This window comes from Serratia bockelmannii, from assembly GCF_051803255.1.
Lineage (GTDB): Bacteria > Pseudomonadota > Gammaproteobacteria > Enterobacterales > Enterobacteriaceae > Serratia > Serratia bockelmannii.
Genome location: NZ_CP196512.1, coordinates 715,793 through 742,777 on the forward strand (window position 1 = coordinate 715,793; position 26,985 = coordinate 742,777).

The window sequence follows — 26,985 nt, forward strand, 5'->3', positions numbered from 1 at the left end:
TTTTTTCGAATTTAACATAATTTATTCGGGCGATAGCACGTTATTGCCTTTCCATCCGCTCGGTTATGGCGAAAGATATCGGCGTAAACGGTTGCTCGCCCAAGGATAAAACAGATGCTTGCGCGCCGCGGTTTTCCAGCCTTGCGCCGGGCTTGGCGCATGTTATTATCAGGGCAGGGCATGGTTGAACAATGCCAAAAGTTCATGCACAAACGATGAGATAATGCCAACATGACCGACAAATTAACTTCCCTGCGCCAGCTGACTACAGTGGTTGCAGATACGGGTGATATCGCGGCAATGAAGCTGTATCAACCGCAGGACGCCACAACCAACCCTTCGCTGATCCTCAATGCAGCCCAAATTCCTGAATACCGCAAACTGATTGACGAAGCCATCGCCTGGGCGCGCGGCCAGAGCAGCGATCGCGAGCAGCAGATCGCCGACGCCGCCGACAAGCTGGCAGTCAACATCGGTCTGGAGATCCTCAAACTGGTTCCGGGCCGCATCTCCACCGAGGTTGACGCGCGTCTGTCTTACGACACCGTTGCCAGCGTGGCCAAGGCCAAGCGCCTGATCAAGCTGTACAACGAAGCCGGCATCAGCAACGATCGCATTCTGATCAAACTGGCCTCGACCTGGCAGGGCATCCGCGCGGCGGAGCAGCTGGAGAAAGAAGGCATCAACTGTAACCTGACGCTGCTGTTCTCCTTCGCTCAGGCTCGCGCCTGTGCCGAAGCCGGCGTTTACCTGATCTCGCCGTTCGTTGGCCGTATCCTCGACTGGTACAAAGCCAACGGCGACAAGAAAGAGTTCGCCCCGCACGAAGATCCGGGCGTGATCTCCGTGACCGAAATTTACCAGTACTACAAACAGCACGGTTACAACACCGTGGTGATGGGCGCCAGCTTCCGTAACGTCGGCGAAATCATCGAACTGGCCGGCTGCGACCGCCTGACCATCGCGCCTGCGCTGCTGAAAGAGCTGGCGGAGAGCGAAGGCGCGCTGGAGCGCAAACTGTCTTACACCGGTGAAGTGAAGGCGCGTCCTGCCGCACTGACCGAACCTGAGTTCTACTGGCAGCACAACCAGGATCCGATGGCGGTTGAGAAACTGACCGACGGCATCCGCAAGTTCGCCGTAGACCAGGGTAAACTGGAAAAAATGATCGCCGACCTGCTGTAATTCCTGCAGATCGCGCAGTAAAAAGGTGGCTCAGGCCACCTTTTTTTATGCCCGACGCTCCCGCCGGCGGGGGAAGCCCTTATACTCTCGGCAATGACAACAGAACGGGAGACGAACCCGTTCGGACCCCATCAGGCTGTAGAGGTTACGCATGGATATTTTACGTATTGGTTTGGTTTCCGTTTCTGACCGCGCTTCCGGCGGCGTTTACCAGGATAAAGGCATTCCGGCGCTGGAGGAGTGGCTGGCCGGCGCGCTGGCGACGCCGTTCAAACTGGAAACCCGGCTGATCCCCGATGAGCAGACGCAAATTGAACAAACGCTGTGTGAGCTGGTGGACGAAATGGGCTGCCATCTGGTGCTGACCACCGGCGGCACCGGGCCGGCGCGTCGCGACGTCACCCCCGACGCCACGCTGGCGATCGCCGATCGCGTGATGCCCGGCTTCGGCGAGCAAATGCGTCAGATCAGCCTACACTATGTGCCAACGGCAATTCTTTCTCGCCAGGTGGGAGCGATCCGCAAGCAGGCGCTGATCATCAACTTGCCCGGCCAACCGAAGTCGATCAAGGAAACGCTGGAAGGGGTAAAGGATGAGCAGGGCAATGCGGTGGTGCACGGCATCTTCGCCAGCGTGCCTTATTGCATTCAACTGCTCGACGGGCCTTACGTCGAAACGCACGCCGCGGTGGTAGCAGCATTTCGGCCAAAGAGCGCGCGTCGCGAGATAAACCTCTAAATTTCAGCGTTCTGCGAGATCGGCTTCAGTCCGTCTGGTGTGAAAATAATTTGCCGTTATAGTAAGGATTCTTTTACAGAAAGCCTGCGGCTTTTATTTTTACAGCCTTTACCGACGGTGCCCTATGCCTCACGACAATAATCGCCGGCTGAACCGGCAAGACTACAAAACGCTGACGTTGGCCGCGTTGGGCGGCGCGCTGGAGTTTTACGACTTCATCATCTTCGTGTTCTTCGCCGCCGTGGTCGGCGATCTGTTCTTCCCGGCGGACATGCCGGAGTGGCTGCGGCTGGTGCAAACCTTCGGCATCTTCGCCGCCGGCTATCTTGCCCGCCCGCTGGGCGGCATCGTGATGGCGCACTTCGGCGATCTGGTCGGCCGCAAAAAGATGTTTACCCTGAGCATTCTGCTGATGGCGTTGCCGACGCTGGCGATGGGTCTGCTGCCGACCTACGCCAGCATCGGCATCGCCGCGCCGCTGCTGCTGCTGTTGATGCGCGTGCTGCAAGGCGCGGCGATCGGCGGTGAGGTGCCGGGCGCCTGGGTCTTCGTCGCCGAACACGTGCCGCGCCGGCGCATCGGCTTCGCCTGCGGCACGCTGACCGCCGGGTTGACGGTAGGCATCTTGCTGGGTTCGGTGGTGGCGACGGTGATCAACACCATGCTCAGCCCGCAGAGCATCGCCGGCGGCGGCTGGCGTATTCCTTTCCTGTTGGGTGGCATGTTCGGCTTGGTGGCGATGTACCTGCGCCGCTGGCTGCAGGAAACGCCAATCTTTATCGAGATGCAGGCGCGTAAAGCGCTGGCCGAAGAGCTGCCGCTGAAATCGGTGGTGCTCAATCACAAACGGGAAGTGGTGGTGTCGATGCTGCTGACCTGGCTGCTCTCTGCGGGTATCGTGGTGGTGATCCTGATGACCCCAACCTATCTGCAAAAACAGTTCGCCATTGCGCCGGCTTTGACGCTGCAGGCCAACAGTATCGCCACCATCATGCTGATCGCCGGCTGCATTGTCGCCGGTTTGTCGGCCGATCGCTTCGGCGCCAGCAAAACGCTGGTGGTCGGCAGTGTGCTGCTGGCCGGCTGCAGCTGGCTGTTCTATCAAACGGTGAGCGTGCGCCCGGAAATGTTGTTCGCCTGCTATGCGCTGGTGGGCTTCAGCGTAGGCGTGGTGGGGGCCGTGCCGTATGTGATGGTGCGGGCCTTCCCGGCGGAAGTGCGGTTTACCGGCATCTCGTTCTCATATAACGTCTCGTACGCTATTTTTGGCGGTTTAACCCCTATTTTTGTGACGTTGATCATGAAATTGACCCCGTTAGCGCCCGCTTACTATGTGCTGGCGCTGTCGCTCATCGGGCTGCTGCTCGGCGTCTACCTGCATCGCGACCTGAACAGCGAAGCCGGCGAGCGGCGAGCCGATTCCTACAGCTAAAAAAAAGCCCTGCACTGCAGGGCTTTTTCGTCAGGGAAGGGCGATTACGCCGTGACCGGCGAGGCCGCGACGCGGGCCGGAGCCGGCTCGCCAATTGGCAGCACGGTGCGGCCGTATTGCTCGTTGAGCACTTCGGCCATCGCCAGGTAAATGGCGCTGGCACCGCAGATGATGCCCTCATAACCGGCGAAGGTCAGCAGCGCGTGATTGCCGGTGATGTTGCCGACGGCCAGCAGGGCGAACAGCAGCGTGAGGCTGGCGAACACGAACTGCAGCACGCGGTTGGCGGCCAGGGTGCCGAAGAACATGAACAGGGTGAAGACGCCCCACAGCGCCAGGTAGATGCCCAGCACGTGCGCCTCGGTGGCTTCAGCAAGGCCCAGACGCGGCAGCAGCAGCAGGCCGACCAGGCTCAGCCAGAAGCTGCCGTAGGCGGTGAACGCCGTCATGCCGAAGGTGTTGCCCTTCTTGTACTCCAGCAGACCGGCCAGGATCTGGGCCAGGCCACCGAAGAAAATCCCCATGCTGATGATGGCGGAGTTCAGTGGGAAAAAGCCCGCGTTGTGCAGGTTCAGCAAGACGGTGGTCATCCCGAAGCCCATCAGGCCGAGAGGGCCGGGATTCGCCAACTTGTTGGTGTGCATAAGTCCTCTGCGATAACAGAAAATTAACGGAAACAGCGAAGTAAAATCATAAATGGTCTGAATGGCCAAAAAATCGAAGTTTTCCACCAGAGCGCGCGCATCATAATGATCCCCGCAGCCGGAAACAATGATCTGAATGACGATAAAAAAAGAAATTTTTTTCGCCTTGCCCCTTGATGCCGGACGGGATGGCCCCATCTTATTTGCAACCGCAGCTGCTAACCGCGGGTCGCACTGAGATATCGGGCAGTTGAAAAGCAAAAAATCGCCCGCATATAGGTTAGCAACCTGACTGATTATGAATTTTTTAGTGGAGACGTTTAGATGGGCAAAATTATTGGTATCGACCTGGGTACTACCAACTCTTGCGTAGCAATTATGGATGGTGCCAAGGCACGCGTGCTGGAAAACGCCGAGGGCGACCGCACCACTCCTTCTATTATCGCATATACCCAGGACGGTGAAACTCTGGTTGGCCAGCCGGCTAAGCGTCAGGCAGTGACCAACCCTGAAAACACCCTGTTCGCCATCAAGCGCCTGATCGGTCGCCGCTTCCAGGATGAAGAAGCGCAGCGCGACAAAGCGATCATGCCGTACAAAATCGTCGAAGCCGACAACGGCGACGCCTGGCTGGAAGTGAAAGGCCAGAAAATGGCTCCGCCGCAGATCTCTGCGGAAGTGCTGAAAAAAATGAAGAAAACGGCGGAAGATTACCTGGGCGAACCGGTAACTGAAGCGGTTATCACCGTACCGGCTTACTTCAACGACGCCCAGCGTCAGGCGACCAAAGACGCCGGCCGCATCGCGGGTCTGGAAGTCAAACGCATCATCAACGAACCGACCGCTGCGGCCCTGGCCTACGGCCTGGACAAAGAAGTCGGCAACCGCACCATCGCGGTTTATGACCTGGGCGGCGGTACTTTCGATATCTCTATCATCGAAATCGACGACGTTGACGGCGAAAAAACCTTTGAAGTGCTGGCGACCAACGGTGACACCCACCTGGGTGGCGAAGACTTCGACAGCCGTCTGATCAACTACCTGGTGGAAGAGTTCAAGAAAGATCAGGGTATCGATCTGCGCAACGATCCGCTGGCGATGCAGCGCCTGAAAGAAGCCGCTGAGAAAGCGAAGATTGAACTGTCTTCCGCTCAGCAGACCGACGTTAACCTGCCGTACATCACTGCAGACGCGACCGGTCCAAAACACATGAACATCAAAGTGACTCGCGCCAAACTCGAGTCTCTGGTTGAAGATCTGGTTGCGCGTTCTATCGAGCCGCTGAAAGTGGCGCTGAAAGACGCAGGCCTGTCGGTTTCCGACATCCAGGACGTGATCCTGGTGGGCGGCCAGACCCGTATGCCAATGGTGCAGAAGAAAGTCGCAGACTTCTTCGGCAAAGAACCGCGTAAAGACGTGAACCCGGACGAAGCGGTTGCCGTAGGCGCTGCGGTACAGGGCGGCGTGTTGGCCGGTGATGTGAAGGACGTTCTGCTGCTGGACGTGACCCCGCTGTCGCTGGGTATCGAAACCATGGGCAGCGTGATGACGCCGCTGATCACCAAAAACACCACGATCCCGACCAAGCACAGCCAGGTGTTCTCTACTGCGGAAGACAACCAGTCTGCAGTAACCATCCACGTGCTGCAGGGTGAGCGTAAGCGCGCCAGCGATAACAAATCTCTGGGCCAGTTCAACCTGGACGGCATCCAGGCGGCACCGCGCGGCATGGCGCAGATCGAAGTGACCTTCGATATCGATGCCGACGGCATCCTGCACGTGTCTGCCAAAGACAAGAACACCGGTCGTGAGCAGAAGATCACCATCAAGGCGTCTTCTGGCCTGAACGAAGACGAAATCCAGAAAATGGTGCGCGATGCCGAGCTGAACGCTGAAGCTGACCGCAAGTTCGAAGAGCTGGTACAGACGCGTAACCAGGCGGATCACCTGATCCACGGTACTCGCAAGCAGCTGGAAGAAGCGGGCGACAAACTGCCGGCGGAAGATAAAACGGCGATCGAAGCGGCGCTGAAAGATCTGGAAGCGGCGGTGAAAGGCGAAGATAAAGCCGAGATCGAAGCGAAGACTCAGGCGCTGGTGCAGGTTTCCGGCAAGCTGCTGGAAATGGCTCAGGCGCAGCAGGCTCAGCAGGGTGCTGACGCCGGCGCGGACAACGCGGCGCAGAAAGACGACGACGTGGTTGACGCTGAGTTCGAAGAAGTTAAAGACAAAAAATAATCGCCCTTAAGCGGGCACGGGGCGGCCGAGATGCCGCTACCGGAAACCAGCACGGGCGTCGAGGCAACTCTGCGCCCGTGCACGCATGTTAAGGGTAAGCGAAAGAATGGCGAAGAAAGACTATTACGAGATTCTCGGCGTCAGCAAGACGGCGGATGAACGTGAGATCAAAAAGGCGTATAAACGCCTGGCGATGAAATACCATCCTGACCGCAACCAGGAACAAGACGCCGAAACCAAGTTTAAAGAAGTTAAAGAAGCTTACGAAGTCCTGACCGACGACCAGAAACGCGCGGCCTACGACCAGTATGGCCACGCGGCCTTTGAACAGGGCGGCATGGGCGGCGGCGGCTTTGGCGGCGGTGCCGACTTCAGCGATATCTTTGGCGACGTGTTTGGCGATATCTTCGGCGGAGGCCGCCGTCAGCGCGCCAGCCGCGGTTCCGATCTGCGCTATAACATGGAGCTGACCCTCGAGGAAGCGGTACGTGGCGTCACCAAAGAGATCCGCATCCCGACGCTGGAAGAGTGCGACGTCTGCCACGGCAGCGGCGCCAAGCCGGGCAGTTCACCGGTCACCTGCCCAACCTGTCACGGTCAAGGCCAGGTGCAAATGCGTCAGGGCTTCTTCACCGTGCAGCAGGCGTGTCCACACTGCCATGGCCGCGGCCAGATCATCAAAGATCCGTGCAACAAGTGCCACGGCCACGGCCGGGTTGAGAAATCCAAAACGCTGTCGGTGAAAATTCCGGCCGGCGTCGATACTGGCGACCGCATCCGCCTGGCGGGTGAAGGCGAAGCCGGCGAGCACGGCGCACCGGCGGGCGATCTGTACGTTCAGGTGCAGGTGAAGGCGCACCCGATCTTCGAGCGTGAAGGCAACAACCTGTACTGTGAAGTGCCGATCAACTTCGCCATGGCAGCGCTGGGCGGCGAGATTGAAGTGCCGACGCTGGATGGCCGGGTGAAACTGAAGGTGCCTTCGGAGACCCAAACCGGCAAGCTGTTCCGCATGCGCGGCAAGGGTGTGAAATCGGTGCGTGGGGGCAGCCAGGGCGACCTGCTGTGCCGCGTAGTGGTGGAAACACCGGTCAATCTGAACGACAAGCAGAAGCAACTGTTGCGTGAGCTGGAAGAGAGCCTGGGCGGCCCATCCGGCGACAAGAACAGCCCGCGCTCGAAGAGCTTCTTCGACGGGGTGAAAAAGTTCTTTGACGACCTGACTCGTTAACCTTCTGTTTCTGTTGGTTTATGTTAGAACCCCGGGCATTTGCCCGGGGTTTTTATTTGCGTGCTATAACGCTCATTCCCTAAGAATAATGTGATTTACTCGTGCTTTTGATCGGTTTTTTCGAGTTATTTAGCATTTATAAACTTATTTTTTCGAACTAAAACGCCCTCTATACTCACTTCATGACTGTGGTTCGCAGGGCACTACGTCCTGCACAGATTTGGAGAGACGTACTGTGACCAACATCATTCGTCAATTTTTACGTCAGGAAGCCGCGGGCGGCATCATTCTGATCGCGGCGGCGATCGTCGCACTGATCATGGCCAACAGCCCGGCGCAGGGGATCTATCAGGCATTTCTTAACCTGCCGGTGATGGTGAAAATTGCTTCGCTGGAGATCGCCAAGCCGCTGCTGCTGTGGATCAACGACGGCCTGATGGCCATCTTCTTCCTGGTGGTGGGGCTCGAGGTCAAGCGCGAGCTGATGCAAGGCTCGCTGTCCGGGCGTGACAAGGCGGTATTTCCGGCGATCGCCGCACTGGGCGGCATGCTGGCGCCGGCGCTGATTTACCTGCTTTTCAACGGCGCGGATGAAGTCACTCGCCAGGGTTGGGCAATCCCGGCGGCGACCGATATCGCCTTCGCGCTGGGCGTAATGGCGCTGCTGGGCAACCGCGTGCCGACTAGCCTGAAAGTATTCCTGCTGGCGTTGGCGATCATCGATGACCTGGGCGTGATTATCATCATCGCGCTGTTCTACACCCACGAAGTGTCGATGGTGGCGCTGGGCGTGGCAGCGGCGGCGACGGTGCTGCTGGCGGTGATGAACTGGCGTGGCGTGGGAAAAACCTCGCTGTATATGATGGTTGGCCTGGTGTTGTGGGTGGCGATCCTCAAGTCCGGGGTGCACGCGACGTTGGCCGGGGTGATCGTCGGCTTTATGATCCCGCTGAACGTCAAGAAGGGGCCATCGCCATCGGAAACGCTGGAGCATGAGCTGCACCCGTGGGTCGCGTTTATGATCCTGCCGCTGTTCGCTTTCGCTAACGCCGGGGTCTCTTTGCAGGGCGTATCGCTGGAAGGATTGACGTCGCTGCTGCCGGTCGGGATTGCGGCTGGCTTGTTTATCGGTAAGCCGCTGGGGATTTTCCTCTTCAGCCTGCTGGCGGTAAAAATGGGCATCGCCCGTTTGCCTGAAGGCATCGGCTTCAAACAGGTATTTGCCGTTTCGGTGCTTTGCGGTATTGGTTTCACCATGTCGATTTTTATCGCCTCGCTGGCGTTCGGCGAGGCGGATATGGCGCTCAGCACCTATTCCCGTCTGGGGATCCTGTTGGGCTCGACGGCTGCGGCGGTGGTAGGGTATGGATTGCTGCGTCTGGCGTTGCCGCGCGTACGTTAATCCTGAATGTGCCCGGTAAGGGCACATAATAAAATGGCTGGTCGGAGCTGTACGGTATAAAATATGTGCAGCTTCGGCCGTTCTTCGTTGGGACTAATGGGGCTATACGTTGTCTGAAGCAGGGAAAGGAAGTTTGTCGCTCGTCACGGCACACCGTTTGCCGCTGCGAAACGTTGTTAAGGAGAGCCGCTCGTGAGGATGTCGCATATCAACTTTAATCACCTTTACTATTTCTGGCAGGTCTGCAAGGCCGGTTCCGTGGTCGGCGCCGCTGAAGCGTTGTTTCTGACGCCGCAGACCATCACCGGCCAGATCAAGGCGCTGGAAGAGCGGTTGGACGGCAAGCTGTTCAAACGCCAGGGGCGCGGGTTGGTGCCTTCGGAGCTGGGGCAGTTGGTGTTCCGCTATGCTGACAAGATGTTTATGCTCAGCCAGGAAATGCTGGATATCGTCAACTATCGCAAAGAGTCGAATCTGCTGTTCGACGTCGGCGTGGCGGACGCGCTGTCGAAGCGCCTGGTCAGCCAGGTGTTGGAAACGGCGGTGGTGGTGGACAACGAACAGATCCACCTGCGTTGTTTTGAATCGACGCACGAGATGCTGCTGGAGCAGCTCAGCCAGCACAAGCTGGATATGATCCTGTCGGATTGCCCGGTGGACTCCAGCCAGCAGGAAGGGCTGTTCTCGCTGAAGCTGGGCGAGTGCGGCATCAGCTTCTTCTGTCGCCAGCCGGCGCCGGAGTTGCCGTTCCCGGCCTGCCTGGAGCAGCGTAAGTTGCTGATCCCCGGCCGCCGTTCGATGCTGGGGCGCAAACTGCTCAACTGGTTCAATACGCAGGGCATCCAGGTGGAGATTCTGGGCGAGTTCGACGATGCGGCGCTGATGAAGGCTTTCGGCATGTACCACAACGCGATCTTCGTGGCGCCGACGCTGTATGCGCAGGATACCTACAACGATGATAACGTGGTGGAGATTGGACGTATAGACAGCGTGCAGGAGGAGTATTACATCATCTTCGCCGAGCGCATGATCCAGCATCCGGCGGTGCAGCGCGTCTGCAACAAAGACTTCTCGGCGCTGTTTTCCTGCTAGCGGTTCACTGAACGCAGGGCGTAAAAAAACCGGCCTGAGCCGGTTTTTTTATCAAGCAGATAACGAAATGCTTACTGCATTGCGTTGATGCGTGCAGTCAGGTTTGACTTATGACGCGCTGCTTTGTTTTTGTGGATCAGGCCTTTAGCTGCCTGACGGTCCACCAGTGGCTGCATTACCAGGAATGCATTTTGTGCTGCTTCTTTGTCGCCAGCTGCGATAGCTGCGTCTACCTTCTTGATGAAGGTACGCACCATTGAGCGACGGCTTGCGTTATGCTTGCGGCGTTTCTCAGACTGTACGGCGCGTTTCTTAGCTGATTTGATATTAGCCAAGGTCCAACTCCCAAATATATTCTATTGAGGACAATTCAAAGGCCGAGGAATATGCCCTTTTAGCCTTCGTTTGTCAATGGATTTGTGCAAATAAGCGCCGTTTGTACAGGCGGCACTCGCTACGTTGTGATGGCGCAGGATTTTACCAGCTTCGCTCTTGGGAATACAGTGTTTCGCGAGAAAATTCGCCAATGATTTGCCGCGGCGGGCGCAAGCCGTTGGCCGCGGTCGAGAATCGGCCCGGCGGCGCGGGATAAACTGCGGTGAAGCCGTTTCACGCGCAGATTATCTCCGGTATGGTATGTCTATTACATAAAGGCACCAATCGCGGGTTAACCTTACCGGCTGTACAAGGTATAATCCGCCGATTTCCACTGTTTTGAGCCAGCTATGGAGCTAATTCGCGGCATTCACAATATCCGGGCGCGCCACCATGGTTGCGTGCTCACCATCGGCAACTTTGACGGCGTACACCGCGGTCATCAGGCGCTGCTGGAGCAGTTGAAGCAACAAGGGCAACGCCTCGGGCTGCCGGTGATGGTCATGATCTTTGAGCCGCAGCCGCTGGAGATGTTCGCCGCAGACAAGGCGCCGGCCCGTTTGACGCGCCTGCGCGACAAGGCCAACTACCTGGCGCAGGCGGGCGTTGATTACCTGCTGTGCGTCAAGTTCGATCCGCGTTTTGCCGCCAACACCGCGCAGGCGTTCGTCGCCGAGCTGCTGGTGGAGAAGCTCGGCGTCAAATTCCTGATGGTGGGGGATGATTTTCGCTTTGGCGCCGGGCGTCAGGGCGATTTTCCGCTATTGCAGCAGGCCGGAAAAGAGTACGGCTTCGACGTGGTCAGCACCCCGACCTTCCGCGAAGGCGACCGGCGCATCAGCAGTACGGCGATCCGCACTGCGCTGAGCGAGGACGATCTGCCGCTGGCGGAGACCCTGTTGGGCCACCCGTACAGCATCTCCGGGCGCGTGGTGCACGGCGATGAGCTGGGCCGCACCATCGGCTTCCCGACCGCCAACCTGCCGCTCAAGCGCCTGGTGGCGCCGGTGAAAGGGGTGTATGCGGTGGAGGTGTACGGCCTGGGGCCGCAGCCGCTGCCGGGCGTGGCCAACATCGGCACGCGCCCGACCGTCGCCGGCGTGCGCCAGCAGCTGGAAGTGCATCTGCTGGATGTCACAATGGATCTTTACGGGCGCCATATTGAGGTGGTGCTCCGCGCAAAATTGCGCAATGAACAACGGTTTGCTTCGCTCGATGCCCTGAAGCAGCAAATCGCCAATGATGTGGTGACGGCCCGGAAGTTCTTCGGGCTACAGACACCGGTTTAATCTCTATAGCCGAAAACGGAACCGAGAATCTAATGAGTGACTACAAGAATACCCTGAACTTGCCGGAAACAGGGTTCCCGATGCGCGGCGATCTCGCCAAGCGCGAACCTGGCATGCTGCAACGTTGGTATGAACAGGATCTGTACGGGATTATTCGTACTGCCAAAAAGGGCAAAAAAACCTTCATTTTGCATGACGGCCCTCCGTATGCGAACGGCAGCATTCACATTGGTCACTCGGTTAACAAGATTCTCAAAGACATTATCATCAAGTCGAAAGGGATGGCCGGCTTCGACTCGCCTTATGTGCCGGGTTGGGATTGCCACGGCCTGCCGATCGAACTGAAGGTGGAACAGCTGTACGGCAAACCGGGCGAGAAGCTGACGGCGGCCGAGTTCCGCCAGAAGTGCCGCGAGTACGCGGCCGAGCAGGTTGAAGGCCAGAAGAAGGACTTCATCCGCCTGGGCGTGCTGGGCGACTGGGATCGTCCCTACCTGACCATGGATTTCAAAACCGAAGCCAACATTATCCGCGCGCTGGGCAAGATCATCAGCAACGGCCACCTGCTGAAAGGCGCCAAGCCGGTTCACTGGTGCACCGACTGCGGCTCATCGCTGGCGGAAGCGGAAGTGGAGTACTACGACAAGACTTCGCCGTCTATCGACGTGACCTTCCATGCGGCCGACGCGGCTGCCGTGGCGGCCAAGTTTGGCGTGAGCCACTTCAACGGCGCCATCTCGCTGGTTATCTGGACCACCACCCCGTGGACCCTGCCGGCCAACCGGGCGATCTCGCTGCACCCGGACTTCACCTATCAACTGGTGCAGGTTGACGGCCAGTGCCTGATCCTGGCGGCCGAACTGGTGGAAAGCGTGATGAAACGCGCCGGCATCACCGAGTGGACGGTGCTGGGCAGCTGCAAAGGCGCCGATCTGGAGCTGTTGCGCTTCAAACATCCGTTCATGGACTTCGACGTGCCGGCGATCCTCGGCGAGCACGTGACGCTGGACGCCGGTACCGGTGCGGTGCACACCGCGCCAGGCCACGGCCCGGACGACTTCGTGATCGGCCAGAAATACGGCCTGGAAGTGGCCAACCCGGTAGGGCCGAACGGCTGCTACCTGACCGGCACCTACCCGCTGCTGGACGGCAAGTTCGTTTTCAAGGCCAACGATCTGATCGTCGATCTGCTGCGTGACAAAGGCGCGCTGCTGCACGTCGAGAAGTTCTTGCACAGCTATCCGTGCTGCTGGCGCCACAAGACGCCGATCATCTTCCGCGCCACGCCGCAATGGTTCATCAGCATGGATCAGAAAGGCCTGCGTCAGCAGTCGCTGGAAGAGATTAAGGGCGTGCAGTGGATCCCGGATTGGGGCCAGGCGCGCATCGAAATGATGGTCGCCAACCGCCCGGACTGGTGCATCTCGCGTCAGCGCACCTGGGGCGTGCCGATGTCGCTGTTCGTGCACAAAGAGACCGAGCAGCTGCACCCGCGCACCGTTGAGCTGATGGAAGAAGTGGCCAAGCGCGTCGAGCAAGACGGCATTCAGGCCTGGTGGGATCTGGACGCGGCCGACATCCTCGGCGCGGAAGCCGCCGACTACGTGAAAGTGCCGGATACGCTGGACGTGTGGTTCGATTCCGGTTCTACCCACGCCTCTGTTGTCGATGTGCGCCCTGAATTCAACGGCCACGGCGCCGACATGTATCTGGAAGGCTCCGACCAACACCGCGGCTGGTTCATGTCATCGCTGATGATCTCCACCGCGATGAAGGGCAAGGCGCCTTACAAGGAAGTGCTGACTCACGGCTTCACCGTCGACGGCCAGGGCCGCAAGATGTCCAAGTCGATCGGCAACACCGTCAGCCCGCAGGACGTGATGAACAAGCTCGGCGGCGACATTCTGCGTCTGTGGGTGGCGTCGACCGATTACACCGGCGAGATCGCGGTATCCGACGAGATCCTCAAGCGTTCCGCCGACTCTTACCGCCGCATCCGCAACACCGCGCGCTTCCTGCTGGCCAACCTGAACGGGTTCGAGCCGAGCACCGACTGCGTGGCGCCTGAAGACATGGTGGTGCTGGATCGCTGGGCGGTCGGCCGCGCGCTGGCGGCGCAGCAGGATATCGAACAGGCTTACGCCAACTACGATTTCCATGAAGTGGTGCAGCGTCTGATGCAGTTCTGTTCGGTCGAGATGGGCTCCTTCTACCTGGATATCATCAAGGATCGCCAGTACACCGCCAAGAGCGACAGCGTCGCCCGCCGCAGCTGCCAGACCGCGCTGTATCACATCATGGAAGCGCTGGTGCGCTGGATGGCGCCGATCATGTCGTTCACCGCAGACGAGATCTGGGGCTTCATGCCGGGCAAACGCGCGCAGTACGTGTTCACCGAAGAGTGGTACGACGGCCTGTTCGGGCTGGCGGAAGGCGAGCCGATGAACGACGCTTTCTGGGCTGAGCTGCTGAAAGTGCGCGGCGAAGTGAACAAGGTGCTGGAGCAGGCGCGTGCCGACAAACGCCTCGGTGGTTCGCTGGAAGCGGCGGTGACGCTGTATGCCGACAGCGAGCTAGCGGCTCGCCTGAACAGCCTGCAGGATGAGCTACGCTTTGTGCTGCTGACCTCCGCGGCAAGCGTTGCGCCATTGGCGGATGCGCCGGCCGACGCGCAGGCCTCCGAGCTGCTGAAAGGGCTGAAGATCGCCTTCAGCACGGCGCCAGGTGAGAAGTGCCCGCGCTGCTGGCATTACACCACCGATATCGGTCTGGTGGCGGAGCACGCAGACATCTGCGGCCGCTGTGTGAGCAACGTCGCCGGTGACGGCGAGAAGCGTAACTTTGCCTGAGAACTCGCGCCTGATGAGTAAACCAATTTGTTCGACCGGCCTGCGTTGGCTGTGGGTTGTAGTGGCGGTGCTGGCGCTGGATTTCGGCAGCAAGCAGTGGATCCTCGCTAACTTTACGCTGGGCCAGTCCCAGCCGTTGATCCCGTCGTTCAACCTGTTTTACGCGCGCAACTACGGCGCTGCGTTCAGCTTCCTGGCCGATCACGGCGGTTGGCAGCGCTGGTTCTTCGCCGGCATCGCCATCGCCATCGTCGCGGTGCTGCTGGTGATGATGTACCGCAGCGCGGCGCAGCAGAAGCTGAACAACATCGCCTACGCCTTCATCATCGGTGGGGCGTTGGGCAACCTGTTCGATCGCCTGTGGCACGGTTTTGTGGTCGATTTCATCGACTTCTACGTCGGTGACTGGCACTACCCGACCTTCAATCTGGCGGACAGCTTTATCTGCGTGGGTGCGGCGATGATCGTGCTGGAAGGTTTCCTGTCGCCGGCGAACAAAGGCGCAAAGAGTAAAGGTGAGTAATATGACGGCTCAGGTTATCAGTGACAGCGCAGTGCTGGTTCACTTTACGCTGAAACTGGAAGACGGTTCGACCGCCGAATCTACCCGCAGCAGCGGCAAACCGGCGCTGTTCCGTCTGGGTGACGGCAGCCTGTCGGCGCCGCTGGAAGCGCAACTGCTCGGCCTGCGAGCGGGCGACAAGTGTGCCTTTACCCTGCAGCCGGAAGCGGCGTTCGGCGCGGAGAACCCGGATCTGGTCCAGTTCTTCTCGCGCCGCGACTTCGCGGAAACCGGCGTGCCGGACGTGGGTACCATCATGCTGTTTACCGCCATCGACGGCAGCGAAATGCCGGGCGTGGTGCGCGCGGTGGCGGAGGATTCAATCACCGTCGATTTCAACCATCCGCTGGCGGGCCATCCGGTGACCTTCGACATTGAAGTGCTGGAGATCGATCCGCAGCAGGAGGAGACGCATGCAAATATTGCTGGCTAACCCGCGTGGCTTCTGCGCCGGGGTTGATCGTGCGATCAGCATCGTGGAACGTGCGCTGGAGCTGTATGGCGCGCCGATCTACGTACGGCATGAAGTGGTGCACAACCGCTACGTGGTTGACAGCCTGCGTGAGCGGGGCGCCGTGTTTATCGAAGAGATCGCCGAAGTGCCGGACGGTTCTATCCTGATCTTCTCGGCGCACGGCGTGTCTCAGGCGGTACGCGCCGAAGCCAAGGCGCGCGATCTGACCATGTTGTTCGACGCCACTTGCCCATTGGTGACCAAGGTGCATATGGAAGTGGCGCGCGCCAGCCGCCGCGGCACCGAAGCGATTCTGATTGGCCATGCCGGTCATCCGGAGGTGGAAGGCACCATGGGCCAGTACAGCAACCCGAAGGGCGGCATGTACCTGGTCGAATCGCCGGAAGACGTGTGGAAGCTGCAGGTGAAAGACGAAAGCAATCTGTGCTTCATGACGCAGACCACGCTGTCGGTTGATGATACCTCGGACGTGATTGACGCGCTGCGTCAGCGCTTCCCGAGCATTATCGGTCCGCGTAAGGATGACATTTGCTACGCCACCACCAACCGTCAGGAAGCGGTGCGTAACCTGGCAGGCGATGCGGATGTGGTGCTGGTGGTGGGGTCAAAGAACTCTTCCAACTCTAACCGTCTGGCTGAACTGGCGCAGCGCGTGGGCAAACCGGCTTATCTGATCGATTCGGCGGCGGATATTCAGGAGAGCTGGCTGAGCGAAGCGCGCAATATCGGCGTTACCGCCGGCGCCTCGGCACCGGACGTGCTGGTGCAGGAGGTGATTTCTCGCCTGAAAGCGCTGGGCGGCCTGGACGTGCATGAAATCAGCGGGCGTGAAGAGAACATCGTGTTTGAAGTGCCTAAAGAGCTGCGGGTGGACGTTCGTCAGATTGACTGACATGCGCCGGCGGATGACTGCGGGGAGCTTAGGCTTCCCGTTTTTTTTGGAATCGTGCCGCGTTAAAAATAACATGCCATGCATATTCAAATTTTCTGCTAACTAAAGTCAAATTTATTCTGAGTATTTGAAATAACGGCGGTGTATTTAATTATAAAGGCTGGCGAAAAGTCATTAATCAGAATATCATTAGGCTGCAATCTAAATGAGGCCCGGTGTTGGCAAAGTGATTACAATAATTACAATAATGGATGTTGCAGATGTTTCTTATTTTATTCCTGTCGAATATGTTCTACGGCCGTTAATCCCTTCTCCTGCAAATAGAGTTTCATATGTTCCAGCAACCGTCTGACTTTTAATGGCTGGATCTCCCTGCGCGGCATAATGGCATAGCAATTAATTTCCGGTAACCGCCAATCGGGCAATATTTCAATCAGCTCACCGCTGCGCAATTCACGTTCAACGTTGGCGAAGAAATTGCGAATGATCCCCTTGCCGGTCAGCGCCAACTCCTTCATCGCCATACCGCTGTTGGTGAACAAACGCCCCGTCATACGCATGCGGTGTTCGCCGCCGTCGCGATGGATAAGACGGACAAACTGCGGGTTGCCGAGCGGTGTAAAGGTGACCCAGTGGTGATGGCTCAGCGCCTGCGGTGAATCCGGCACGCCGTGGTGTGCCAGGTAGGCCGGTGAGGCGCATAACACTTCACGGCAGCGCGCCAGCCGCGTGGAAACGTAGCTGGAGTCGGCCAGCACGCCGCCACGTATCGCCAGATCGATGCGTTGCGTGATGAGGTCTATCTTCTCATCGTGGATTTCCAGTCGCAGCGTAAGCTGCGGGTGTTCATCGAGGAAGCTTTGCAGCGCCGGCACCAGATAGTGGGTGGCGAATTCAGTGGAGGTGGCGACACGCAGTTCGCCGACCAGCTCGCCACGCAGCGCGGCGATCCGTTGTTGGCCACGTTCGGCTGCGTGGATCATCAGCAGGCAATCTTCATAAAAACACAATCCTGCTTCGGTCAGACTCAATGAACGCGTCGATCGCAACAGTAATTGAATGCCCAGATGTTCCTCCAGCTGGCGAATATGTTGGCTGACGGCGGAGGTCGTCATGCCCAATTCTTTTGCCGCCATGCTGAATGCGCCGCAATCGACCACTTTTGAGAAAATGGCCATGCGTTTTAAAATATTGCTCATAGTTTGTTAAGCACAACTTAACCAAGATTGTGAATTATACGGGCTAATAATATAGCACCATCTCTTCTATATTGCCTGAAGCATATAAACGCCGGGCTGATTATTATTTTGCAGAGATTTTTTCTCTTTTTGATAAATCTTATTGCGCTTATCAATAATACACCCGCGCCACATCGCAACAGGAGCTCATTGTGGACAGCGCTCAGAAAGAAGAAATATCGTTAAAGATCCTACGTGAATTATTGCAATACCGCCGCCGTTTCCCCGGCGACGACACCTCGATCGCCGAAGAAGAACGGCGGGTCACTCAGGTGCAATTGCCGCGCATTCGGGCATTCATCGAAAACGAGCAACGTATCGAATTCGTGCTGCCGGCCTTCCCGACCAAGTCGCCCAACACCAACAAGGTGATCGGTGCGGTGCCGGACATGGCGGAGCGGCTGTCGTTGATCTTCCTCAACTCGCTGTGCCAGCGCATTCAGCTCTATTACCCGCCGGGGGCGCATATCGTTATCTGCTCCGACGGTCACGTGTTCGGCGATCTGATCCGCGTCAGCGACGACGCGATCAACCACTATCAGCGCGAGATTGAAAGCCTGCTGCATGAAGTGGGCGCGACATACCTGAGCGTGTTCAACCTCGGCGATGTCAAAGGCCTGGCGGAGCATACCGATGATTATGATCTGCTGCGCCGATTGTTGGTGGAGGGCTATGCCGAATCGGAAGAGGCGATCAAACAGCAACTGATGCAGGACGAACAGGGCCTCTTGCTGTACCGCGCCATCACGCGCTTCCTGTATGAAGACAGCCAACTGCCGGGCTACAGCGGTTCCAACGCCGCGCTGCAGAAAGACGCCAAACAGCGCGCTTGCGGCGTGATCCAGCGCAGCTGGGCCTGGGGCAATCTGCTGGCGCAGCACTTCCCGGCGGCGATCCGTCTGTCGATTCACCCGCAGCCGGTCGACAGTCTGAAAATGGGTATCCACATGATGCCGACCAAAGACGACTGGCTGACGCCGTGGCACGGCGTGGCAGCCAACGTGAACGGCCAGTTCGTGCTGATGAAACGTAAAGACGCGCAGAGCCTGGACGGCGAGCTGGTAGAGATCCGCGGCACGCCGAGCCATTACCTGATCGAACAACCGCAGATGGCCTGAGGCCGCTGCATGCTTTTGCGCCCGAAATCCTGACGGGCGCGTTTTTGACGGCACGTTGCCGTGTGAGCAGCACATTCGATGCAAGGAGAATACTGATGAACAACCAACCGCTTAATTGCCATATCCAACCGAATACCCCGTTCGGCGCGATCCTGACGCCGCAGCATCCGGGGCAAAAGATCGGCGAGCTACCGGTGGCGGCGCTGCGAGCGCTGGCGCAGGAGCACCACTTGCTGGTGCTGCGCGGATTCGACTCCGGTTTCAGCGATGGGGAGGTTCTGACGCGCTACGCCGAGCAGTGGGGCGAGATCATGATGTGGCCGTTCGGCGCGGTGCTGGACGTGAAGGAACATCCTGACGCCAAGGATCATATTTTCGACAGCAGCTACGTCCCGCTGCATTGGGATGGCATGTATAAGCCGACCATCCCCGAGTTCCAGCTGTTCCACTGCGTGGCGGCGCCGTCGCAGGACGAAGGCGGGTGCACTACCTTCGTCGATACCACGCGGTTGCTGGCCAATGCGGACGAAACGTTGCTGGATCAGTGGCTGTCGGTGTCGATCACCTACCGCATCAAGCAGGTGGTGCATTACGGCGGAGAAGTCTGTTCGCCGTTGGTGGTGCAGCACCCGAACGGCAGGGGCTTGATCATGCGCTACAATGAACCGCCGACGGAGGGGAAAAAATTCCTCAACCAGCATGCGCTGGAATATCACGGCGTGCCGGAACAACAGCAGGAACAGTTCCATCACACTCTGCAGCAGCACCTGTACGATCCGCGTCACTATTATGCCCATCAGTGGCAACAGGGCGACGTGGTGGTGGCGGACAATTTCTCGCTGCTGCACGGCCGTGAGGGCTTTACCGCCCGTTCCGCGCGTCATTTGCAGCGCGTGCATATTCAGAGCAACCCGGTGTGCGCCAATCTGGCGCTGAAGCCGGCAAACGCAGAAGCGTAAAGGAGCATTATGGCAAGGATACTGATGGCGGCGGTCGCCACTCCGGGGCACGTCTACCCGATGTTGGCCATCGCTCGCCACCTGATTGCCCAAGGGCATCAGGTGCGGGTGATGACCGGCGCGCTGTTCCGCGAACGCGCCGAAGCGGCTGGGGCGAGCTTCGTGCCGTTCGACGCGCAGGTGGATTTCGACTATCGCCACCTGGAGGAGCATTTCCCCGAGCGCGCCGCGCTGCCGCCGGGCAATGCGCAGATGGCGCTGGCGCTGAAAGATTTCTTCGCCGCGCCGATCCCGCTGTTGGATCGTCAGCTGCGTGCGGCCATCGCCGCCGAAAAGACCGATCTGCTGATGGTGGAGAACTGCTTCTACGGCGTGCTGCCGCTGCTGCAGTCCGCCGAACGGCCGCCGGTCTTCGGGATCGGCGTCACGCCGCTGTCGTATTCTTCGCGCGACGCCATTTTCTATGGCCCGCGCATCCCGCCGGCGCTGCTGCCGCGGGCGCTGACCCGCGAGCAATTGGTGGATGAAGCGACGCGGGTGTTGCTTGATGAGGTGCAGCAAAGCTTTGATGCCGCGCTGGTGCAAGCGGGCGGGCGGCCGCTGAATCGCCCGTTTACCGATGCGCTGATCGGCGGCTGCGAGCGTTTCCTGCAGTTGGCCACCACGGCGCTGGAATATGAGCGCGACGACCTGCCGAGCGGTGTGCGCTTCGTCGGGCCGCTGCGCAGCGGTGGTCAACCGGCCGCGGAAGAGGCGCTGTGGGAGGAGGACGATCGTCGGCCGCTGGTGATCGTGTCTCAGGGCACGCTGGCCAATGTCGATCTGCATCAGCTGATCGTGCCGACGCTGCAGGCGCTGGCGCATCTGCCGGTGCGGGTGTTGGCCACCACCGGCGGGCGAGCGACCGAAGGGCTGATGGACGCGTTGCCGGACAACGCCCGAGTGCGGGCGTTCATCTCCTTCGAACACTGGTTACCGCAGGCGGCGCTGCTGATCACCAACGGCGGTTACGGCTCGATCAACTATGCGCTGGACAGCGGCGTGCCGCTGATTGTCGCCGGCACCGGCGAGGACAAGCTGGAGGCTGCCGCGCGCGTGGTGGCCGCCGGCTGCGGCATCAGTCTGCACACCAGCACGCCGAGCGCAGAACAGATCCTGGCGGCGGCGTCGCGTATTCTGCAGCAGCCGATCTATCGGCAACGCGCAGCGCTGGTGCGTGAGGACTATGCCCGCCACGATGCGCTTACGGCGATCGCCAACGAAGTGGCCGCCATTACCGCCTGACCTCGCAGTGTTCCTTTCCCCAGGCGCCGTTTTCGGCGCCTTTTTTCTGCATTTTCTTGCCATGGAAACTGCATGATTATGTACAATCGTCGCAGGCCGCCAAATCGGTTGAATGTTAATCTCACGACAGCGCCGCTGATGAAAGCGGGGGAATATCATAATTTTCTAATTATGAAATGAATCCTCTGGCGACGCTGAAGTGGGACGGTTACCCTGAATCGATAGCCTAATGGGATAGGCGTCAAAACAAGAAGAGAGCAAGCATGAGTGATTCACAAATCCGCATTGCGATTGCGGGCGCCGGCGGCCGGATGGGCCGTCAGTTGATCCAGGCGGTGCAGCAGGCGGAAGGCGTGGTGGTGGGAGCGGCGCTGTCGCGCCCGGGTTCAAGCCTGATCGGCGTCGACGCCGGCGAGCTGGCGGGCATCGGCGCGCTGGGCGTCAAGGTGAGCGACAGTCTGGATAACGTGGCGAGCGAGTTCGACATTCTGATCGACTTCACCCGCCCTGAAAGCACCCTGGGCTACCTGGAATTTTGCATGGCGCACCATAAGGCGATGGTGATTGGTACCACCGGCTTTGATGACGCCGGCAAGCAGGCGATCCGCGATGCGGCGCAGCATATCGGCATCGTGTTCGCCGCCAACTTCAGCGTCGGCGTCAACCTGGTGCTGAAACTGCTTGAGAAGGCCGCGCAGGTGATGGGCGACTATACCGATATCGAAATCGTTGAGGCGCACCATCGCCACAAAGTGGATGCGCCGTCGGGCACGGCGTTGGCCATGGGCGAAGCGATCGCCGGCGCGCTGGGGCGCGATCTGAAAAGCTGTGCGGTCTATGCGCGCGAAGGCCATACCGGCGAACGCGATCCGAAAAGCATCGGCTTTGCCACCATTCGCGCCGGCGACATCGTCGGCGAGCACACCGCGATGTTCGCCGACATCGGTGAACGGGTGGAAATCACCCATAAGGCCTCCAGCCGTATGACTTTTGCCAGCGGCGCGGTGCGCGCGGCTTCCTGGTTGCATAACCGGGATAAAGGCCTATTTGATATGCGCGATGTGCTAAGTTTGGACCAGATATAACTAAATTGAATACCATCGTGATGTGGTTGTGTTGATCATAATGCTATGATAATAGGGCAATAATTTTATTGTCCTTTTTTTTAACATGATAAATATTATGTTTTGTTTGCTTTGTCATTGAAGTGGTTGTTTTTATGTGTTTATCCTGCTGATTACCTCCGTTTTTTCCGCTTACAGCTTTTTTAGCGTCTTTTTCGTCCCATTCTGGCCGCGTTTTCCGTCATTCTTCCCCGCAACCGTTTCCTAGCCCCGGTTTTCTGTGTTTTTATCGCCGCTCACGCCGCATGAGCGCCGAGAACTGCAAAAATAAAACAAAAAATGGCGGTTTGGGTAGACAAGCCAGGCACTCATCATTAAAATGCGCCCAATTTGCCAAAAATTGGCCTCGCGGACGGTTTTTGCATTGATTTAGATCGCGATATCTGAATTAATATGCAAATATTGTGATTGATTATTCCTCGGAGGATGTTTTGATAAAGTCAGCGCTATTGGTTCTGGAAGACGGAACCCAATTCCACGGTCGGGCCATCGGGGCAGAGGGAACGGCAGTGGGGGAAGTGGTCTTCAATACGTCGATGACCGGTTATCAAGAAATCCTCACTGATCCTTCCTATTCCCGCCAGATCGTTACTCTTACTTATCCTCATATCGGCAATGTCGGCACCAATGCTTCCGACGAAGAATCCTCCGCAGTACACGCCCAAGGCCTCGTCATTCGTGACCTCCCGCTGATCGCCAGCAACTACCGCAGTGAAGAAAGCCTGTCCGACTACCTCAAGCGTCACAACATCGTGGCGATCGCCGATATCGATACCCGTAAATTGACCCGCCTGCTGCGCGAAAAAGGCGCCCAGAACGGCTGCATCGTTGCCGCCGATTCGCCGGACGCCGCGCTGGCCCTGGCCAAGGCGCAAGGCTTCCCGGGGTTGAAGGGCATGGATTTGGCGAAAGAGGTCACCACTCAAGAGGCCTACAGCTGGCAGCAAGGCAGCTGGACGCTTGAAGGCGATCTGCCGGAAGCCAAAACCGCCGCGGAACTGCCGTTCCACGTGGTGGCTTACGACTACGGCGCCAAGCGCAACATCTTGCGCATGCTGGTGGATCGCGGCTGCCGCCTGACCGTGGTGCCGGCGCAGACCCCAGCCGACGAAGTGCTGAAAATGAATCCGGACGGCATCTTCCTGTCCAACGGCCCGGGCGACCCGGAGCCGTGCGACTACGCCATCGCCGCCATCAAACAGTTCCTGGAAACCGACATTCCGGTGTTCGGCATCTGCCTGGGCCACCAGCTGCTGGCGCTGGCCAGCGGGGCGAAAACCATGAAGATGAAGCTCGGCCACCACGGCGGCAACCACCCGGTGAAGGATCTGGACAACAACACGGTGATGATCACCGCGCAGAACCACGGCTTTGCGGTAGATGAAAACAACCTGCCGGCGAATCTGCGCGTGACGCACAAATCGCTGTTCGACCACACGGTGCAGGGCATTCACCGCACCGACAAGGCGGCGTTCAGCTTCCAGGGGCACCCGGAAGCCAGCCCAGGCCCGCACGACGCCGCGCCGCTGTTCGATCACTTTATCGAACTGATTGAGACTTACCGTTCTAACGCCAAATAATCAGGAGCAGTAAAAAATGCCAAAACGTACAGACATAAAAAGCATCCTGATCCTCGGCGCGGGTCCGATCGTTATCGGCCAGGCGTGTGAGTTCGACTACTCGGGCGCCCAGGCGTGTAAAGCGCTGCGCGAAGAGGGCTACCGCGTCATTCTGGTCAACTCCAACCCGGCGACCATCATGACCGACCCGGAGATGGCCGACGCGACCTACATTGAGCCGATCCACTGGGAAGTGGTGCGCAAGATCATTGAAAAAGAGCGCCCGGATGCGGTGCTGCCGACCATGGGCGGCCAGACGGCGCTGAACTGCGCGCTGGAGCTGGAGCGTCAGGGCGTGCTGGCCGAGTTCGGCGTCACCATGATCGGCGCGACCGCCGATGCCATCGACAAGGCCGAAGACCGCCGCCGTTTCGACGTGGCGATGAAGAAAATCGGTTTGGATACCGCGCGTTCCGGCATCGCGCACACCATGGAAGAAGCGCTGGCGGTAGCCGCTGACGTCGGCTTCCCGTGCATTATCCGTCCTTCCTTTACCATGGGCGGCACCGGCGGCGGCATCGCCTACAACCGCGAAGAGTTCGAAGAGATCTGCGAACGCGGTCTGGACCTGTCGCCGACCAACGAGCTGCTGATCGACGAATCGCTGATCGGTTGGAAAGAGTACGAGATGGAAGTGGTGCGTGATAAGAACGACAACTGCATCATCGTTTGCTCCATCGAAAACTTCGACGCCATGGGCATCCACACCGGCGACTCGATCACCGTTGCGCCGGCCCAGACCCTGACCGACAAGGAATACCAAATCATGCGCAACGCCTCGATGGCGGTGCTGCGTGAGATCGGCGTTGAAACCGGCGGTTCCAACGTGCAGTTCTCGGTTAACCCGAAAACCGGCCGCCTGATCGTCATCGAGATGAACCCGCGCGTGTCGCGCTCTTCGGCGCTGGCGTCGAAAGCCACCGGCTTCCCGATCGCTAAGATCGCCGCCAAACTGGCGGTGGGCTATACCCTCGATGAGCTGATGAACGACATCACCGGCGGCCGCACTCCGGCGTCGTTCGAGCCGTCCATCGACTACGTCGTGACCAAGATCCCGCGCTTCAACTTCGAGAAGTTCGCCGGCGCCAACGATCGCCTGACTACCCAGATGAAGTCGGTCGGCGAAGTGATGGCCATCGGCCGCACCCAGCAGGAGTCGCTGCAGAAAGCGCTGCGCGGTCTGGAAGTGGGCGCCACCGGCTTCGATCCGAAAGTGAGCCTGGACGATCCGGAAGCGCTGACCAAAATCCGCCGCGAGCTGAAAGACGCCGGTTCCGACCGCATCTGGTACATCGCCGACGCCTTCCGCGCCGGTCTGTCGGTCGACGGCGTCTTCAACCTGACCAACGTCGATCGCTGGTTCCTGGTGCAGATTGAAGAGCTGGTGCGCCTGGAAGAGCAGGTAGCCGAAGCGGGCATCAATGGCCTGGACAAAGACTTCCTGCGCACGTTGAAGCGCAAGGGCTTCGCCGATGCGCGTCTGGCCAAGCTAGCCGGTGTCGCCGAGAGCGAAATTCGCAAGCTGCGTCACAGCCACGGTCTGCATCCGGTGTACAAGCGCGTGGATACCTGCGCGGCGGAATTCGCCACCGACACCGCCTACATGTACTCCACCTATGAAGAAGAGTGCGAGTCCAACCCGACCAACGACCGGCCGAAAGTGATGGTGTTGGGCGGCGGGCCGAACCGTATCGGCCAAGGCATCGAGTTTGACTACTGCTGCGTGCACGCCTCTCTGGCGCTGCGCGAAGACGGTTACGAGACCATCATGGTCAACTGTAACCCGGAAACCGTCTCCACCGACTACGACACCTCGGACCGCCTGTACTTTGAGCCGGTGACCCTGGAAGACGTGCTGGAAATCGTGCGCATCGAGAAACCAAAAGGCGTTATCGTACAGTACGGCGGCCAGACCCCGCTGAAGCTGGCGCGTGAGCTGGAAGCCGCAGGCGTGCCGATCATCGGTACCAGCCCGGACGCCATCGACCGTGCCGAAGACCGCGAACGCTTCCAGCAGGCGGTCAACCGCCTGGGCCTGAAGCAGCCGGCCAACGCCACCGTTACCGCCATCGAGCAGGCGGTCGAGAAGGCGGCGGGCATCGGCTATCCGCTGGTAGTGCGTCCTTCCTACGTGCTGGGCGGCCGGGCGATGGAAATCGTCTATGACGAAACCGACCTGCGCCGTTATTTCCAGACCGCGGTCAGCGTGTCCAACGATGCGCCGGTGTTGCTGGACCGCTTCCTGGACGACGCGGTGGAAGTGGACGTCGATGCTATCTGCGACGGCGAGCGCGTGCTGATTGGCGGCATCATGGAGCACATCGAGCAGGCGGGCGTGCACTCCGGCGACTCCGCGTGCTCACTGCCGGCGTACACCCTGAGCCAGGAAATTCAGGACGTGATGCGTCGCCAGGTGGAAAAACTGGCGTTCGAGCTGCAGGTGCGCGGTCTGATGAACGTGCAGTTCGCGGTGAAAGACAACGAAGTCTACCTGATTGAAGTCAACCCGCGCGCCGCGCGTACCGTGCCGTTCGTGTCCAAAGCGACCGGCGTGCCGCTGGCCAAAGTGGCCGCGCGCGTGATGGCGGGCAAAACGCTGGTTGAGCAGGGCGTGACCGAAGAAATTATCCCGCCGTACTACTCGGTGAAAGAAGTGGTGCTGCCGTTCAACAAATTCCCGGGCGTCGACCCGATTCTGGGGCCGGAAATGCGCTCTACCGGGGAAGTGATGGGCGTAGGCCGCACCTTCGCGGAAGCCTTCTCCAAAGCGATGCTGGGCAGCAACTCGGGCATGAAGAAGCAGGGCCGCGCGCTGCTGTCGGTGCGCGAAGGCGATAAAGCCCGCGTGGTCGATTTGGCCGCCAGCCTGCTGAAGCAGGGCTTCGAGTTGGATGCCACCCACGGCACCGCGGTGGTGCTGGGCGAAGCGGGCATCAACCCGCGTCTGGTCAACAAGGTGCACGAAGGGCGTCCGCATATTCAAGACCGTATCAAGAACGGCGAGTACACCTACATCGTCAACACCACGGCAGGCCGCCAGGCGATTGAGGACTCCAAGCTGATTCGCCGCAGCGCCCTGCAGTACAAGGTGCACTACGACACCACGCTGAACGGCGGCTTTGCCACCGCGATGGCGCTGAAAGCGGATCCGACCGAGCAGGTGACTTCGGTGCAGGAAATGCACGCGCGTATCGGCAAATAACCGCGCGAGAACGTTATGCCAGGGCGCTGCAGATGC

21 protein-coding genes are annotated in these 26,985 nt (G+C 59.1%); 18 read left to right on the forward strand and 3 right to left on the reverse strand.

Annotated features, from left to right (window positions below):
• The first annotated feature begins 231 nt into the window (after positions 1-231).
• From tal to ACSJLU_RS03380, 3 genes are all read left to right on the forward strand, one after another.
• Positions 232-1,185: a transaldolase gene (gene tal / locus ACSJLU_RS03370; protein ID WP_004932982.1), complete on the forward strand. Its 954-nt coding sequence runs from the start codon at positions 232-234 to the stop codon at positions 1,183-1,185.
• A 151-nt stretch (positions 1,186-1,336) separates the two neighbouring features.
• A complete protein-coding gene (gene mog, locus ACSJLU_RS03375; RefSeq protein ID WP_015376607.1) occupies positions 1,337-1,924 on the forward strand; it encodes a molybdopterin adenylyltransferase in 588 nt (195 codons plus the stop codon).
• A gap of 124 nt (positions 1,925-2,048) precedes the next feature.
• On the forward strand, positions 2,049-3,356 hold the full coding sequence (locus ACSJLU_RS03380; RefSeq protein WP_380826523.1) for an MFS transporter: 1,308 nt from the start codon (positions 2,049-2,051) through the stop codon (positions 3,354-3,356).
• A 44-nt stretch (positions 3,357-3,400) separates the two neighbouring features.
• Here the strand turns inward: ACSJLU_RS03380 and satP are convergent, their stop codons facing one another.
• On the reverse strand, positions 3,401-4,000 hold the full coding sequence (gene satP / locus ACSJLU_RS03385) for an acetate uptake transporter (protein WP_025301520.1): 600 nt from the start codon (positions 3,998-4,000) through the stop codon (positions 3,401-3,403).
• A 324-nt stretch (positions 4,001-4,324) separates the two neighbouring features.
• On the opposite strand from satP, the gene dnaK reads away from it, so the two are divergent.
• From dnaK to nhaR, 4 genes are all read left to right on the forward strand, one after another.
• On the forward strand, positions 4,325-6,238 hold the full coding sequence (gene dnaK, locus ACSJLU_RS03390; protein WP_004932972.1) for a molecular chaperone DnaK: 1,914 nt from the start codon (positions 4,325-4,327) through the stop codon (positions 6,236-6,238).
• Positions 6,239-6,344: 106 nt separating this feature from the next.
• Positions 6,345-7,469 carry a molecular chaperone DnaJ gene (gene dnaJ, locus ACSJLU_RS03395; RefSeq protein ID WP_004932969.1) on the forward strand — a complete coding sequence of 375 codons (1,125 nt, stop codon included), beginning with the start codon at positions 6,345-6,347 and terminating at the stop codon, positions 7,467-7,469.
• Positions 7,470-7,704: 235 nt separating this feature from the next.
• Entirely contained in the window at positions 7,705-8,871 is a 1,167-nt protein-coding gene (gene nhaA, locus ACSJLU_RS03400; protein ID WP_025301521.1) for a Na+/H+ antiporter NhaA, read from the forward strand.
• A gap of 192 nt (positions 8,872-9,063) precedes the next feature.
• Positions 9,064-9,963 carry a transcriptional activator NhaR gene (gene nhaR / locus ACSJLU_RS03405; RefSeq protein WP_004932962.1) on the forward strand — a complete coding sequence of 300 codons (900 nt, stop codon included), beginning with the start codon at positions 9,064-9,066 and terminating at the stop codon, positions 9,961-9,963.
• A 71-nt stretch (positions 9,964-10,034) separates the two neighbouring features.
• On the opposite strand, the gene rpsT is transcribed toward nhaR, so the two are convergent.
• On the reverse strand, positions 10,035-10,298 hold the full coding sequence (rpsT, locus tag ACSJLU_RS03410; protein WP_004932960.1) for a 30S ribosomal protein S20: 264 nt from the start codon (positions 10,296-10,298) through the stop codon (positions 10,035-10,037).
• A 390-nt stretch (positions 10,299-10,688) separates the two neighbouring features.
• Here rpsT and ribF point away from each other — a divergent pair, with 390 nt between their 5' ends.
• From ribF to ispH, 5 genes are read left to right on the forward strand one after another with little or no spacing between them, the layout of a single operon-like run.
• Complete coding sequence (gene ribF / locus ACSJLU_RS03415) at positions 10,689-11,627, forward strand: bifunctional riboflavin kinase/FAD synthetase (protein ID WP_049207243.1); 939 nt, start codon at positions 10,689-10,691, stop codon at positions 11,625-11,627.
• 32 nt (positions 11,628-11,659) lie between these two features.
• Complete coding sequence (gene ileS, locus ACSJLU_RS03420; RefSeq protein WP_197812936.1) at positions 11,660-14,476, forward strand: isoleucine--tRNA ligase; 2,817 nt, start codon at positions 11,660-11,662, stop codon at positions 14,474-14,476.
• Positions 14,477-14,489: 13 nt separating this feature from the next.
• Complete coding sequence (lspA, locus tag ACSJLU_RS03425) at positions 14,490-14,999, forward strand: signal peptidase II (protein ID WP_025301524.1); 510 nt, start codon at positions 14,490-14,492, stop codon at positions 14,997-14,999.
• A 1-nt stretch (position 15,000) separates the two neighbouring features.
• Positions 15,001-15,471, forward strand: a complete 471-nt coding sequence (fkpB, locus tag ACSJLU_RS03430) for an FKBP-type peptidyl-prolyl cis-trans isomerase (RefSeq protein WP_049272801.1) — start codon at positions 15,001-15,003, stop codon at positions 15,469-15,471.
• Positions 15,452-16,405 carry a 4-hydroxy-3-methylbut-2-enyl diphosphate reductase gene (gene ispH, locus ACSJLU_RS03435; RefSeq protein ID WP_025301526.1) on the forward strand — a complete coding sequence of 318 codons (954 nt, stop codon included), beginning with the start codon at positions 15,452-15,454 and terminating at the stop codon, positions 16,403-16,405. Before fkpB ends, ispH begins: the two co-directional genes overlap by 20 nt.
• Before the next feature lie 272 nt (positions 16,406-16,677).
• Here the strand turns inward: ispH and ACSJLU_RS03440 are convergent, their stop codons facing one another.
• A complete protein-coding gene (locus ACSJLU_RS03440; protein WP_025301527.1) occupies positions 16,678-17,604 on the reverse strand; it encodes a LysR family transcriptional regulator in 927 nt (308 codons plus the stop codon).
• A gap of 191 nt (positions 17,605-17,795) precedes the next feature.
• On the opposite strand from ACSJLU_RS03440, the gene pvcA reads away from it, so the two are divergent.
• The 6 genes from pvcA to carB all read left to right on the forward strand — a co-directional run bounded on the left by pvcA (position 17,796) and on the right by carB (position 26,949).
• Positions 17,796-18,761, forward strand: a complete 966-nt coding sequence (pvcA, locus tag ACSJLU_RS03445; protein WP_025301528.1) for an L-tyrosine isonitrile synthase — start codon at positions 17,796-17,798, stop codon at positions 18,759-18,761.
• 95 nt (positions 18,762-18,856) lie between these two features.
• A complete protein-coding gene (locus ACSJLU_RS03450) occupies positions 18,857-19,720 on the forward strand; it encodes a TauD/TfdA dioxygenase family protein (RefSeq protein WP_025301529.1) in 864 nt (287 codons plus the stop codon).
• Between the two features lie 24 nt (positions 19,721-19,744).
• Positions 19,745-21,004, forward strand: coding sequence for a glycosyltransferase (locus tag ACSJLU_RS03455; RefSeq protein ID WP_049294815.1), 1,260 nt, complete (start codon positions 19,745-19,747; stop codon positions 21,002-21,004).
• A 263-nt stretch (positions 21,005-21,267) separates the two neighbouring features.
• Positions 21,268-22,089, forward strand: a complete 822-nt coding sequence (gene dapB / locus ACSJLU_RS03460) for a 4-hydroxy-tetrahydrodipicolinate reductase (protein ID WP_148123123.1) — start codon at positions 21,268-21,270, stop codon at positions 22,087-22,089.
• A 470-nt stretch (positions 22,090-22,559) separates the two neighbouring features.
• Entirely contained in the window at positions 22,560-23,708 is a 1,149-nt protein-coding gene (gene carA / locus ACSJLU_RS03465) for a glutamine-hydrolyzing carbamoyl-phosphate synthase small subunit (RefSeq protein ID WP_071826157.1), read from the forward strand.
• A gap of 16 nt (positions 23,709-23,724) precedes the next feature.
• Entirely contained in the window at positions 23,725-26,949 is a 3,225-nt protein-coding gene (gene carB, locus ACSJLU_RS03470) for a carbamoyl-phosphate synthase large subunit (protein ID WP_025301533.1), read from the forward strand.
• The last annotated feature ends 36 nt before the right edge of the window (positions 26,950-26,985 follow it).